This window comes from Halocatena salina (assembly GCF_023115355.1).
GTDB classification, from domain to species: Archaea; Halobacteriota; Halobacteria; order Halobacteriales; family Haloarculaceae; genus Halocatena; species Halocatena salina.
Genome location: NZ_CP096019.1, coordinates 463,520 through 476,992, shown reverse-complemented (window position 1 = coordinate 476,992; position 13,473 = coordinate 463,520). Strand labels below are relative to the sequence as shown.

The following is a 13,473-nucleotide window of genomic DNA, read 5'->3' as shown; positions in this document are numbered from 1 at the left end:
AGTCGTGGGACGTACAGAGTTAGGTGGGTACGATTCGTTTCGGTGCGCTACCCGGTGTTTTTCATACCGGCAGCGATCCCATTCACCGTGAGTCGGAGCGCACGTTCCTCTTCAGGCGAACGATCGTCTGCGTCTGTTCCGAGGAGCTGGACTTGTAGAAGATTGAGTGGGTCGACGTATGGATTGCGTCGTTCGAGGCTTTTTCGTAACCACTCGCGGTCGATGAGGTGTTCGCGATCCGTGATCGCTAAGACGAGTTCTCGGGCGCGTTCGTGCTCATCAGACAATCGGGGGAAGATTCGATCACGGAGTTCGTCGTCGGCGAGCGTGGCGTACTCGGCAGCGATTTCCATATCTGTTCGTGCGATCGCGAGTGCGGCGTTATCGAGCGTCGTTCGGAAGAACGGCCACTGCTCGTACATCTCCTGTAGCGTTTCGACAGTACCGTTCTCGAGGTACGCCTCGATCCCAGCAGCTAACCCATACCAACCCGGTAGTATACACCGCGACTGGGTCCAGGAGAACACCCACGGGATCGCCCGAAGGTCTTCAACGGAGCGCTCGTCCGAGCGCGAGGCCGGTCGTGACCCAAGATTGAGCGTCTCGATCACCGTAATCGGCGTTGCCTGCTCGAAATACGAGACGAACCCGTCGGTCGTGAGGAGATCCTGATAGGCTTCGCGCGCGGCATCGGCCATCGTTTCCATCGCGTCCACCCAGTGGGATTCGATCGGTGCTTTGGACGCTTGTATGGCCTCCAATCGGGCGCGGAGCTGTGCGGTAAGCATCTGTTCGAGATTACGTTCCGCGATCCGAGGGTTGGCGTATTTCTCTGCGATCGCTTCACCTTGTTCGGTGAATTTGACCTCACCAGTCACCGTTTCCGGTGGGAGTGCGAGGAGTGCTTCGTTCATCGGCCCGCCCCCTCGTGAGATCGAACCTCCTCGACCGTGGAACAGGCGCAGATCCACGTCGAACTCCTCGGTGATGTGGCCGAGGCGGCGTTGGTTGCGATACAGCGCCCAGTTCGCGGCGAGAAAGCCGTTTTCCTTGTTGGAATCGGAGTAGCCCAGCATGATCTCTTGGGTGTCTCCCCGCAGTGAGAGCGCCCGCGCGTATGCCTCGTTCTCGAAGAGAGTTCCCATGATCTCACGAGCGTTCGAAAGCGCATGCTTCGTTTCGAGTAGCGGAACCACGTCGATACCGGCGTAGTCTGGCAACGAGACGACGTCGGCTTGATCCGCTAAAAACAGCACTTCGAGCACGTGGCTTGGCTGTTCAGTCATGCTGATACAGTACGTATCGATCGCGTGGCTTCCGTATTCGGCTTGCCAGTCGGCGAGCCGAACGAACCGCTCACAGACGCGTGCTGCCGTTTCCGACAGCTCCGCGGTGTCGGTGAGATCGATCACCGACTGCGTTTGAGTGATCGCATCGGTGAGCAGTTCGACGCGTTCGGATTCGCTGAGGGTTTCGTACTCGATCCCCTCGCGTTGGAGCATTTCGGACACGGTCGCGGTGTGGTTCTCGCGGTGATCCCGAAGATCCAAGCTCGCGAGCGTGAAATCGAACGTGTCGACCTGCCGTTGGAGTGGAGCGAGGTGGGACTCGACGATCGACTCGCCACCGTTGTTCCGGACGCTCTCGGCCAGGATTGCGAGGTCCTCGGCGAAGGCATCGGCGTCGGGGTAGCCGCCGGGACGAACGTCACCGATCCGATCGAGTCGTTCGCTCATCAGTCGGATCTTCTGTCGGTACGGCTCGTCCGAGTACGCTTCTGAAGCCGTGTCGGCCACCTGAGGCAACTCCTCTCGATCCGTTTTGAGTGATTGACGGAACTCCGAGCCCAGCGATAACCGTGTGCGGTCATGACTTAACACCAGCCGTAACGAATCGAGCGCATCCTGGTACTGTTCCAGTACGATCTCACGTTGGCGAGCTAGTGTTCTCGAAGTCACCTCCGGGGTTACGTAGGGATTTCCGTCTCGGTCGCTGCCAGCCCACGACCGGAATTCGAACAACTTCGGTACGTCGACCGATGCGGCCATATCCGATTCACACACCGATTCGAACTCCGTGTACACATCACCGACCACGTCGAACAGCACGTGTTCGAGGTACCACTGCACGTTGTGGGCCTCGTCGTCCGGCGTCGGCTGACGGCTACGGACCTGAGCCGTCTGCCAGAGACTCGTCACCTCGGTGTGTAATGCCCGCTCTACGTGCTCCCGCTCGATATCTGTCAGCGTCCGCTCATCGAGCGTTTCGAGAAGCGATTCGATCGACCGAAGTTTGGCTTTGATCGTCTTGCGTCGTGCCTCCGTCGGGTGCGCAGTAAACGTCGGTTCGATCAACACGTCGTCCACGATCTGTTGTACCGTCGACTCGTCTACGTCGTCCAATGCGGTGGCTACGTCCGAAAAGCTGCCCGCAAGCTCCTGATTCTGAGACGCAGACCGGACTGAACGGATCCGCTCTCGTTCTTCTGCGAGGTTGATCAGCTCGAAGTACGTCGTAAATGCCCGAGCAACGCTCCGTCTGCGTTCGGGTTCGAGCGCCGTGAGATCCTCGTGTAACACCGATCGTGAATCACGTTCACCACGGCGGTATTCGATCGCTGTCGTCCGAAGCGATTCGACCGCGTCGAATGCTCCTTCGGAGGCCTGGTTTTCTAGCACCTCTCCGAGCAAGGATCCAAGCTCACGAACGTCTTGACGGACATCTCTGCTGTGCAATGCCATACCACCAATCTGTGACCGATCTATTAAACTTTCTCGTTTGCGGACAATTCCTGTCGGTTGTTCATGAGAATCACACCCGAAGAATATCTACTGCAACTGTCTCGCCATGGTGAAGGTGAACCGAGAGCAAAGAAGTCTAACGGCTGATAGAAATATATCAGGTTTCATCGATACATTAGAACGATATGGGTTCAAAATTACTGGAATGCGAGACGACGGACGCAACAAATCACCGTCCTGAGTATGGCCGAAAAAACGACGTATATTCAGTTTCTTCGCAGACATCGACCGATACTACCTTTCTATACGCTTATTCCATCGTCATTAATTCAATAATTCATATTATTTACAGTAATTAAGACATATATGGAAATATATGAGATAGTAATAGAATTGGTGTATTCTGTGTTCTACCACTCTACAATTACTTGAATGGGAGCCGCACTGCAGTCACGTTCCTGTAGGTGGTTACATCAGTACTCGCGTAACGGCATGCTCGGGGTCGGTGGCCTCATCCCCAGTCGTCTCAGCTATCTGTCATCCTTAGCATCCAAGCTTCTTGGACGTCCGACCGTGGGTCGGATAAGAACTATACCATTGATCGCCTAACACGAACCATGTCGAACACCGACGGTCCGAATCGCGCGGTTACGACGACTGAGACGTCGTTTCGGATTCTCGAACGACTCGAACAGAGTGATGGGCTTACACTCGGGGAGTTGGCGGAGGAGTTAGCCATCGCTCGGAGCACGATTCATCGACACCTTCTCACACTCGAATCCAATGATTTTGTTGTCCGAGATAACGGGACGTTCCACATCGGACTTCGATTTCTTGAGTTCGGCATCAGTGCTCGGGACGGCGTTCCGTTTTTCGATGTCGCCCGCGAACCTGTTGATCGGCTGGCGGCAAACACCGGTGAGAAAGTCTGGTTGGCCGCAAAAGAGGGGGATTTCAGCGTTCATCTGTACAAAGCGTTCGGTGACAATCCACTCAAAACATCGGCGCGGATCGGACAGCGTCGCTATCTGCATCAACTCGCAGCTGGCAAGGCAATCCTCGCGGCACTTCCTGTCGGGGAACGCAAGGAGATCATCGAACGAAGGGGGCTTCCCGAACAGACATCGAACACGATCACCGATCCGGATGAGTTACTCGATGAGTTGGCGACGATCGAAGAGCGCGGTTATGCTTTCAACCTCGGTGAATCGATCGAGGGACTGAATGCGGTGGGTGCAGCGATCTGTGATTCGAATGAGGATCCGATCGGGAGTATCAGCATCTCAGGCCCAGCGAATCGGGTCAAAGGAGACCTCCTTCGCACTCGGCTTCCGGATCAGCTGCTCGCTACGATCGACGAGATCCACATTCACCTTCGATACTCTTCGAACGGATAGCTCTCTACTGGACGTGGCCCACGCGAAAATCACCGTGTCGTCGTTCCTACGCAGATTCGGTAACGGTGAGTGTGTACTCTCCGCTGCCGCTGTAGGAATCGACGAGCATGTACAGAGCAGCTGACGTATCGGGATTCTCTATCGTGATCGACTCCTGGCTGTTGGTTGACCAAGCGTTGTGTGTGTAGTTGGATCTGGATGGACAGCTTCCCGTGCCTTCGTTGACGAAGAGATCGAAGTCCGCACTCGACGGACCGTCGAGTTCAACGACGATCTGTGTCGGATCGCTGAACTCCCAGTTCCAGGAGTGACATTCGCTGTCCCAATATCCGGACAGTGAACTCGTAACGCTGTCCGTGATAGAGTCGTCGCCTCCACCACCGCCTCCTCCATCTCCTGGCTCGGTAGTGACCGCGTTGCCAGCGTCGGCGCGGCCGCTCCCCTGTTTGTCGCTGGAAAGATCGACGTCGACAGCGGTGTTCTTGAGATGACTTCGGAGTTCGCTATTGGTGAGATCCCATTTGGCGAGGGTGAGTCCTGCGATTCCCGCAACTACCGGCGTCGCCATCGACGTACCGGAGATCCTGTTGTAGCCGTCGTCGGTCCACGCCGAGAGAACGTCCGTCCCCGGCGCAGCAAGCTCGATGTCAGTCCCATATTGGGAATACGATGCGAGTGAACCGTCGGAATCGAGTGCCGAGATCGCCACACATTCGCTGTACGCTGCCGGGTAGGAGACGCCTTGACTCCCAGAGTTCCCCGCAGCCGCGACGATGAGTGCCCCGTTGTCGGTGGCATACGAAACGGCGTTTTTCATCGTCTGGTTATAACCACCCCCACCGAGTGAGAGATTGATTACGTCTGCCCCCTGATCGGCAGCCCACTCGACGGCGTCAGCGATGTCACTGGTCGAACCCGTCCCGTCTTCACTCAGTGCGCGCCCGGAAATGATCGTCGAATTTCCGATTCCCGACACCCCTGTACCGTTGTCGACGCCAGCGGCTGCGATCCCGGCGACATGTGTTCCGTGGATCTCTTCGGATAGATTGTCCGGATACGGATCCCCGTCGCCGTCGACGAAATCCTGTCCTGGATCACTAGCCATGTTCCCCGACAAGTCCGGATGGTCGTACTTTATCCCTTGGTCGACAACGGCGATCGTCACACCCGAATCCCCTAGCGTGTCTTCCCACGCGGTAGGGGCGTTCACCATCTGATCGGCGTACTGATCACCGTACTGAGGATCGTTCGGCGTGTAAAACGCTCGGTGGGTCGTATTCGGCTCGACGTACTTCACTGCGCCCCGGTTCTCTACGGCTTGTTTCAGAGATTCGTAGGCCTGATCGTTAGCTTGATCGGGAAGTTCGACAGCGACGTATCCCAAGGTATCGTTCTCGTGAACGACGTTCGCTTGGCTTGGAAGATGCGACTCGACTGACGCACGCGGACTACTCGCCGTCGCGCTCACACCGACCAGCAGTTCATCGGTCTTCGGTCCTGGCTCTCGACTCGGGGTTGCAACTGAGACCCCTGTCGCGCCTGCAAGACCGGACATTCCCAGCAATTGCAGGAATCGTCGCCTATTTACAGAGTGATCTTCTCGCATACCCAGCACAATGGTTAGCTCACTATAATATAAAACTTTTTCTTATTCAAATTCATGTCATATTGTAAATTTAATATTGTATATCTAGATGTATATTATATTTATGAAACTGTTGTTGGTATGTATATGGAATCTACGACGGTCGGTATGCGCCAGTTCGGGGGACGAAATAGTTCTCGGTGCTATCGTGTTCGGCCCTATGTTTTATCAAGACGGTATACCAATAGTTTCCCGGATGTACAAACACGTAGCCCTTCTCGTCCGCAAGGCGGGGCTGAGTCACGATGCGTTTCTCGATCACTGGCGCGAGACCCACACGCCGATCGCCCGCGACATCGAGGGGGTCGTGCGCTACCATCAGGTTCTTCCGGTGGATCGGGCAGCAACCGAGTTCGATGGGATCGCAGAGCTATACTTCGAAGAGTTAGATGCACTGTACGACGCGCTCGGAAGCGAAGGGTCACGAGATTACGATCCGTCACGCCGCGTTGCGGCGCAGGCCCGAGCGGATGTGGACAGTTTTCTCGACGTGGAACAGCGTCCCCGGTTGATCGGCGAAGAGACTGTCGAGTTAGATGCGGTCGATGGTGATACCGAGGGCCTGTACAAACACTCGGCGTTTCTCGTCCGTAAGGACGGAATGAGCTACGATGCGTTTCTCGATCACTGGGTGAACGAACATGTGCCGCTCGCTCGTGAGATTCCCGGTGTGGTCCGGTACACTCGCGTCACCCCGACCGATCCCGAACACGCGGAGTTCGATGGAATTGCAGAGCTGTATTTCGAAGAATTGGACGCCCTCCGGGCCGGATTGGGACACGAATCGTCCCGCGACTACGACCCGAACCATCCGAAAGCGTCCGCTCCCCGCGAAGACGTAGACAACTTCCTCTCGATCGAGGATCGACCTCGCTTTGTCGGTCAGGAACGACTCATCAAAGACGAAACCGAATAGCGATGTCCGAGTCCAACGATCCAGCGTACGAGACACAGGTCCGAACCGCATTTCCAGAACTCGAACGGGTTGAGGACGACCAGCTCCGTGAACAGATCTCCGAGGCATGGGTGCTCGGATTGGAGCGGGGGGGGTGGCGCGACATCGCAGACATCCCCTACGCGTGGAACATCCACGAGGTGAACACCGTCGAACACGTACGTGGGGTAACTGAAATCGCGCTCGAATCGATGGCAGTTCAGCGTGCCCGTCACGGTGCTACACCGGATTCGGACGTGGTCGTTGGGGCTTGTCTGTTACACGATGTCGGAAAGTGTTACGAGTACACTGAGTACGTGGACTCGTCACTCCTCGAGTCCCCCGATCGCCACCGGTATGCCGACGGTGTGATTCCACACTCCATCTCGGGGTACGCGCTCGCTCACGAGGTCGGCTGTCCGCTTTCGGTGCAGCGAGCGATCCCTCATTATCACGGCGAGATCCCTGCGCGAACGCTCGAAGCCGAACTCGTCAAAAGCGCGAATGCAGCGTCATCGAACGCTATCACACAGGCAACGATGGGTATCACTCTCCAGGAGTGGATCGAGGAACATAGCCAAACGCAGTGATCGATCTATGTGAACTACAGCCACGGAACTATTAAGTATCAATCACCACTTTATTGAAACATGCCGGCAGACAGAGCTTTAGCGTCCAGTATGTCGATGGAGTCAGATCGACGTCCCGGTGGGTCTGTGACGGATATCGCGGCCCATCGAGCCGTGCTTCCGTGCGTTTATCGGGTATCGATGAGCGGTCACGCCGCGTACCACCGATCGTCATGAGTACACACGACGATCCCGACCGGGTCCGAAGGACCATGACGGATACGGAGCCGTTTTCCGTGCTTGACCGCGATGGTCATCTCCGGGTGGAGACGGAGACGCTCGGACTGTCCAAAAGCGATCGACTCGCGTTGTACGAGCACATCAAGCTCGCTCGACACTTCGATCAGCGAATGCTCAGTCTTCAGCGTCGGGGACAGATCGGAACGTACGCACCGATGACGGGGCAGGAAGGGTCACAGGTTGCGACGAGCTACGCGCTTGATGCGGGTGATTGGCTGTTTCCGACCTACCGCGAGCACGCCGCGAAGTACGTTCACGGTATCGATCTCGCGTCGGTGATCCGTTCGCTGTTGGGGTATGAGTATGCCGTACCCGAAGATGTGAACGTCATGCCTGAGTACATCCCTATTGCAACGCAAATTCCCCACGCAGTCGGTGTCGCGTGGGGCTGTACGCTTCAAAACAACCACGACACCGCTGTGTTGTGTCACCTCGGGGACGGAGCAACCAGCGAAGGAGATTTCCACGAAGGGTTGAACTTCGCCGGTGTGTTCGACGTTCCTGTCGTTTTCGTTTGTAACAACAATCAGTGGGCGATATCGGTTCCGCGTGAACGCCAAACTGCCAGCGAGACGCTCGCAGTGAAGGCCCGTGCTTATGGATTCGACGGCGTTCGGGTCGATGGACTGGATCCACTCGCCGTGTACATGGTTACGCAGAACGCGCTCGAAAAAGCAAAAAATCCCCGAACGGACGAACGCCGCCCGACGCTCATCGAGTCGGTTCAGTATCGATACGGTGCCCACACGACCGCTGACGATCCCAGCGTTTACCGGGAGGAGACTGCCGTCGAAAAGTGGAAAGAACGCGATCCACTCGACCGCCTCGAAACGCACCTATATCGAACGGGGATCCTCGACATGGACCGCCAAGCCACGATCGACGACCGGATCGAATCACAGGTGCAAACCGCTATCGACACGGCGCGATCGGTGTCGGTCGATCCCGGACGGATGATCGACCACACGTACGAGTCACTACCGGACAGACTTCGGAAACAACGAGAGGAACTCTCTGCGTTCGTGGACCACGATACGTCCATCACGGACGGAGCCTGACGCTCTCCGGATCGGGATTGTTCGCGTGCGTCCGAGATACTCGGACGCTACTCGTCTGTGACCTGCACGAGCTGTTTTCCGATGTTCTCTCCCTCGAACAGTCCGAGGAACGCATCGGGTGCGTTTTCGAGTCCCTCCGTGATGGTCTCGCGGTAGGTGATATCACCGGCTGCGACCCAATTCCCGAGACGTTGGGTCGCTTGCTCGAATCGAGGAGCATAATCACTAACGATGAAGCCACTGATCGTCGCGCGAGTCGGAAGAATCTGGGGGAGCTTTCGCGGCCCGGTTACTACTCCTTCCTCGTTGTAGTGTGCGATCTGCCCACACACCGCGATGCGGGCATCGGTGTTGAGTTTGGTGAACACGGCGTCACTGATCGGTCCGCCAACGTTATCGAAGTACACGTCTACCCCCTCCGGCGCAGCGTCATCAAGCGCAGCACGATAGTCGTCGGTTTGCTTGTAGTTGATCGCGGCGTCGGCCCCGATCTCTTCGAGATACTCGATTTTGGTATCGCTACCGGCGAAACCGACGACGCGACACCCCGCGATCGACGCGATCTGAACAACGGTGGAACCGACCGCTCCGGCCGCGCCCGAAACGACGACGGTGTCACCGGGGGTTGGCTTGCCTTCTTCGAGTAGTCCGAAGTACGCCGTTCGGCCGGGCATGCCGAGCACACCGAGATACGTCGAGAGGGGTGCCAGATCGGGATCGACTGGATGGAGGGCGCTACCGCCGGTCACTGTGTACTCTGCCCAGTCAAGTTCACCGGTAACGTAGTCGCCTTCGTTCCACTGACCGTTCTCGGAGTCGACGACGCGACCGACGACGGCTGCCTGCATCGGGTCGCCGACGTCCCACGGCTCTGCGTACGACTCGCCCGCCCGCATTCGATCGCGCATGTACGGATCGACGGACAGGTACACGGTCTGAACGAGTACTTGACCCGTTTCAAGGTCGGGGATTTCGGTCTCTTCGAGTTCAAACGTTTCTTTATCCGGAACGCCCTCGGGACGCTTTGCGAGCACGTACCGCCGATTCGTTTCGTGCATATTGGTGTTTCGAGAGGATCACATTATGCCTCCGCGATCCCGGACAGTGTAACCGGATCCGTAATCACACTCTGTTACACTGATCGATGCGTGTTCTACCGACGTGTCGTACCCACCGCAGTGTACTCGAACTGTACGAAATCATGCGATTTGAAGTAATATCTATATATGTATTATATCACATAGCTGTTTTATCTATGAGAAAGTTGATATCGAATCACACGCAGGATAAGGTATGCGACGACGTACCCTCTTTCGATCGGTATCAGGGTATCTAACGCTGTTACTCGGTGGATCTACGCTACTTCTTACTCGTGATGATACAGTCGAACCTGAGCAATCAGCTAATTTCAAATTATTAACTGATGTGCCGAATGGACGGACTTCTGATGGTCCAACGATATCGATCGATCGCGGTGCTACTGAAACGATCGTTACGGGAACGATAGAGCGGGGAAGTTCCTGTGAAACCGTAGAACCCACGAAGATATCGTACGATGATTCCGATGAAACACTTGACATCGTGATTGCATCGGTGCAGTCCCCTCGTCCGGTATGGATGACTAGCTGCCAACCGTCGCTTGGCGTGGAACCGTATCGGTTGGTAGTCGGGTTCCCGGACAGTCTCCCAGCCACAATCACCGTCACGGAACGACCGACCGATGGGTTCGAACACCGAACGGCGACGAAGACAGTGCGGTGAACCCCCCGAGTGCAATCGATTTCTGATCCGCTTCGAAAGCCATATTTGTCTTGTTACCGTTCAGTCTATATTCGCAGCTGATCAGTCCGGAATGTTCATACGATAAAACCCATTCCGTACCGACTGATGACAAGCCTCGATCACTGAGAGAATCATATTTCATATAGTGGTATGTGATGTACACTCGTGGTGGCGTTGTGGGTTAGCGGAGCGAGTAGATGTTTGATTCGTACACCGCCCGAACACGGTTCCCCCAGTCGTGGGTGTAGGTATCAATGATGTCCTGTGCGACGTCTCCCCGAAGATATTTCACGATCCCACGGTCACCAGTCCGGTCACGCAGATAGGTCGTGAAGAAGTGACGAAAATAATGCGGGGTGACGTTCTCCGAGGCACCGCCACCGACACGGTACCATCCTCTCCGTTCGGCGTGCCTTCGGACGAACGTCCGCACTTGGGACGGTTTGAGACGATGTCCCCAGCTCCGTCCCGTGTCCGCAAACAACGGCTTTGCAGATGAGGGCGTTCCGGGACGGATCGCAAGCCATCTGATGAGCGTCTCTTTTAGCTCCGCGTCGATGGGAATCATCGTCACTCGCTTTCGTTTGTTCGAAGCGGTTCGCTCTTCGCCGTTGACCGTCTGTCCGGCCGCGATGTCGTTCGAAACGAACAGTGTGTCGGCCCGTCCGTCCAGTTGTGGTCGATGGGTGTAGTCGTACTCCGCACGGACGGCCGGTGCATCGAGATTGAGATCCCGGAGGTCGAGATTGCAACACTCCCCGACGCGCAGTCCTGTTTTCAAAAGCAACAGCGTGACGGTCCGTTCCAGCGGATGGGTGATCTCATCAAGGAATGTGCGCATCTCTTCGATAGAGATCTCACGCCGGGTCGGATCCGTGTTGATTGATTCGTCCATTTCGGCCATCACGAGAGTCATCGGGTTCGTATCGAGTTCCCCCGTTTGCGTCATGTAGGCGTAAAATCGGTGAACGTAGGACGCATACGACGCCACGGTACTCGTAGCGAGTGAGTCTCGAAGCGAATGGACGAACGCCATGCAGTCGCGTTGGGTAGCCGTCGCCGGGGTAGCGTCTCGATCGGCCACGAACCGCTCGAAACGACGAAGTACCCGCTCGTACGCCTTGAGCGTGCGTTCGGATTTTCCGTGGTAAGTGAGGTCGTCGATGAAGTATGTGATCGGATCGGATCCGTCCGAGTCAGTTCGTGCTTTCATTCTGTATCGTGTAGCCGCCGTTTCGGCCGCTGTATTTGATCTGGTTGGTTTCTTGGAGTGAATCGAGCGTTGCTTCGAGCTGTTCTTCGATGTCGTCAGTGACACCGGCGAGAAGTTCTTCCCAACCGAGATAGTCGAGGTCGGAATTCCGGAGCACATCGAGGACACGTGTTTCGAGGTCGTTACCCCTAGGGGTAGCACCGTTGGAACCGGTCTCTGGCGGCTCCGAAGATTCCCCACCGAACCCTCGACGACCGGCCTGTACCATCGACCGGACGAACTCGCTTTGGGTCATGTCGAGTTGGTCGGCGTTGGCAACCCAGCGCTTTTTCTGCCACCGAGGCATATGTACTTTTATCGACACCCTGTCGTCGTCTTCAACCATGATCGTGCGATCTTTCTCGGGGCCTATCAATCTGTCCCTATCTATTAGGATAAGGATTCTTATCCCGATTGATGTCGAAAGATATCGGAACTATATCCCGCTTCATATGGTCACTACATTCACTATTCACCCCATGAGATGGGATATATTTTTGCGCTGTGAATGACCATCGGGTATGTATCCGTAGGATATATCAGTATCATGGCAGTATGTGTCCCGTCCCGGAGAAAGGATTCAGCGTGTCGGGTAGGTACTCTGCGGAGTCGCTTCCATCGGTCCCGATGGATGTGAATACGTCTCAGACGAGAACGCTCGTCTGTCATGATGACGCTTCTGTCTGCGCCACAGCGTCGAACGGCGGTTCATGTGGCCGTTGTCGTCAATGCTCGTCATGGGGACAACCCACGACTGAAAACGAGACCACAGCAGAGGCACGGAAAACCCTGTGGCGATCCCTGACGTTCCACGACATTCATTTCTATATTTTATAAATTCATCTAAACCCACCATTACTCATACTCAGACTATATTTTAAACAAATAAATTATATATCACTGTATAGAATACGGGGTGATTCCGTCTCCGTGACTGACGGCGTCCGGATCCCTTGATAGGTGGTCGTCTTCGGAGAATATTGAGACGAGGACGAGGCGATGATGAACACGGACAGCTCGACGATTTCGTACTTTGATGCCGTTCGGTGACATGGTAACGCAGGGTTTTTCACGTATGGTGTCCCCCAGACGGAACGATGGAACCGTTACGGACCGACCCAGTCCTTGCGGAGGTCATCGATACGTACGGACCGCTCTCGCTCGAACCCACAGACGATCCCTTCGTGCAGTTGGTCGTTTCGATCATCGAACAACAGCTTTCGACCGCTTCGGCGAACGCGATCCGTGAGCGTGTATTCGCTCGCTTTGAGATCGCTCCTGAAGTGCTGATAGATGTTGATGCGACTGAGCTCAACGATCTAGGCGTATCACACAGGAAAATCGAATATATCCAGGACGCTGCCCAAGCGTTTATGGAAAACGATTTTACCCGTGATTCGTTCGAAGAGATGACTGATCAGGAGGTGATCGAGAAATTGACGACGATCCACGGAGTAGGTGTCTGGACGGCGAAAATGTTTTTGATGTTTTCACTCGGTCGTGAGGACGTTTTCCCCTTAGAGGATCTCGGTATCAGAAACGGGATGATCAAGTTGTATGGGGAATGTACCCGGAAAGAGATGATCGAAGTGGCCGAACAGTGGCGACCGTATCGCAGTATCGCAGCGTTATATATCTGGCAATATTATGAAGATACACCAATAAAAGATTGAATGCTGCCGATAAAAACATGATATTCTATGGGTCATTTCGTGTTTTCGAAGAGAATTGATCTTGGCACCACCCAACAACACTCATGTACTGTCCATACCACAAAACACATAGCATTCGTTTA

The 13,473-nt window shown here is 55.4% G+C and carries 11 protein-coding genes; 6 read left to right on the top strand and 5 right to left on the bottom strand.

The features are described 5' to 3' along the window. Positions 1-47: 47 nt before the first annotated feature. Positions 48-2,741: a phosphoenolpyruvate carboxylase gene (gene ppc, locus MW046_RS02455; protein ID WP_247993986.1), complete on the bottom strand. Its 2,694-nt coding sequence runs from the start codon at positions 2,739-2,741 to the stop codon at positions 48-50. 617 nt (positions 2,742-3,358) lie between these two features. On the opposite strand from ppc, the gene MW046_RS02450 reads away from it, so the two are divergent. Next, positions 3,359-4,138, top strand: a complete 780-nt coding sequence (locus MW046_RS02450; RefSeq protein WP_247993985.1) for an IclR family transcriptional regulator — start codon at positions 3,359-3,361, stop codon at positions 4,136-4,138. Positions 4,139-4,184: 46 nt separating this feature from the next. On the opposite strand, the gene MW046_RS02445 is transcribed toward MW046_RS02450, so the two are convergent. Beyond that, positions 4,185-5,744, bottom strand: a complete 1,560-nt coding sequence (locus MW046_RS02445; RefSeq protein ID WP_247993984.1) for a S8 family peptidase — start codon at positions 5,742-5,744, stop codon at positions 4,185-4,187. Between the two features lie 235 nt (positions 5,745-5,979). Between MW046_RS02445 and MW046_RS02440 the strand changes: the two genes are divergently transcribed. The 3 genes from MW046_RS02440 (at position 5,980) to MW046_RS02430 (ending at position 8,644) form a co-directional block, all read left to right on the top strand. Further along, positions 5,980-6,699 carry an EthD domain-containing protein gene (locus MW046_RS02440; protein WP_247993983.1) on the top strand — a complete coding sequence of 240 codons (720 nt, stop codon included), beginning with the start codon at positions 5,980-5,982 and terminating at the stop codon, positions 6,697-6,699. 2 nt (positions 6,700-6,701) lie between these two features. Then, the gene (locus MW046_RS02435) at positions 6,702-7,307 is read left to right on the top strand and encodes an HD domain-containing protein (protein WP_247993982.1); all 606 of its coding nucleotides are present in this window, start codon (positions 6,702-6,704) and stop codon (positions 7,305-7,307) included. A 212-nt stretch (positions 7,308-7,519) separates the two neighbouring features. Further along, positions 7,520-8,644 carry a thiamine pyrophosphate-dependent enzyme gene (locus MW046_RS02430; RefSeq protein WP_247993981.1) on the top strand — a complete coding sequence of 375 codons (1,125 nt, stop codon included), beginning with the start codon at positions 7,520-7,522 and terminating at the stop codon, positions 8,642-8,644. Positions 8,645-8,691: 47 nt separating this feature from the next. Here the strand turns inward: MW046_RS02430 and MW046_RS02425 are convergent, their stop codons facing one another. Next, positions 8,692-9,702: an NADP-dependent oxidoreductase gene (locus MW046_RS02425; RefSeq protein ID WP_247993980.1), complete on the bottom strand. Its 1,011-nt coding sequence runs from the start codon at positions 9,700-9,702 to the stop codon at positions 8,692-8,694. A gap of 235 nt (positions 9,703-9,937) precedes the next feature. On the opposite strand from MW046_RS02425, the gene MW046_RS02420 reads away from it, so the two are divergent. Next, entirely contained in the window at positions 9,938-10,405 is a 468-nt protein-coding gene (locus MW046_RS02420) for a hypothetical protein (RefSeq protein WP_247993979.1), read from the top strand. Positions 10,406-10,607: 202 nt separating this feature from the next. Here MW046_RS02420 and MW046_RS02415 read toward each other — a convergent pair whose 3' ends face one another. Further along, the gene (locus tag MW046_RS02415) at positions 10,608-11,639 is read right to left on the bottom strand and encodes a tyrosine-type recombinase/integrase (RefSeq protein ID WP_247993978.1); all 1,032 of its coding nucleotides are present in this window, start codon (positions 11,637-11,639) and stop codon (positions 10,608-10,610) included. After that, positions 11,623-12,024 (bottom strand): DUF5805 domain-containing protein, encoded by a 402-nt coding sequence (locus MW046_RS02410; RefSeq protein ID WP_247993977.1) that lies wholly within the window; start codon positions 12,022-12,024, stop codon positions 11,623-11,625. Before MW046_RS02410 ends, MW046_RS02415 begins: the two co-directional genes overlap by 17 nt. Positions 12,025-12,775: 751 nt before the next feature. Here MW046_RS02410 and MW046_RS02405 point away from each other — a divergent pair. Next, positions 12,776-13,351, top strand: a complete 576-nt coding sequence (locus MW046_RS02405; RefSeq protein ID WP_247993976.1) for a DNA-3-methyladenine glycosylase family protein — start codon at positions 12,776-12,778, stop codon at positions 13,349-13,351. Positions 13,352-13,473: the final 122 nt, after the last annotated feature.

Excerpts from the sequence above, each read along its gene's own strand:
- MW046_RS02445 (WP_247993984.1), bottom strand. The coding sequence starts at position 5,744 with ATGCGAGAAGATCACTCTGTAAATAGGCGACGATTCCTGCAATTGCTG.
- MW046_RS02415 (WP_247993978.1), bottom strand. The coding sequence starts at position 11,639 with ATGAAAGCACGAACTGACTCGGACGGATCCGATCCGATCACATACTTC.
- MW046_RS02450 (WP_247993985.1), top strand. The coding sequence starts at position 3,359 with ATGTCGAACACCGACGGTCCGAATCGCGCGGTTACGACGACTGAGACG.
- MW046_RS02410 (WP_247993977.1), bottom strand. The coding sequence starts at position 12,024 with ATGGTTGAAGACGACGACAGGGTGTCGATAAAAGTACATATGCCTCGG.
- MW046_RS02435 (WP_247993982.1), top strand. The coding sequence starts at position 6,702 with ATGTCCGAGTCCAACGATCCAGCGTACGAGACACAGGTCCGAACCGCA.
- MW046_RS02430 (WP_247993981.1), top strand. The coding sequence starts at position 7,520 with ATGAGTACACACGACGATCCCGACCGGGTCCGAAGGACCATGACGGAT.
- ppc (WP_247993986.1), bottom strand. The coding sequence starts at position 2,741 with ATGGCATTGCACAGCAGAGATGTCCGTCAAGACGTTCGTGAGCTTGGA.
- MW046_RS02425 (WP_247993980.1), bottom strand. The coding sequence starts at position 9,702 with ATGCACGAAACGAATCGGCGGTACGTGCTCGCAAAGCGTCCCGAGGGC.
- MW046_RS02420 (WP_247993979.1), top strand. The coding sequence starts at position 9,938 with ATGCGACGACGTACCCTCTTTCGATCGGTATCAGGGTATCTAACGCTG.
- MW046_RS02440 (WP_247993983.1), top strand. The coding sequence starts at position 5,980 with ATGTACAAACACGTAGCCCTTCTCGTCCGCAAGGCGGGGCTGAGTCAC.
- MW046_RS02405 (WP_247993976.1), top strand. The coding sequence starts at position 12,776 with ATGGAACCGTTACGGACCGACCCAGTCCTTGCGGAGGTCATCGATACG.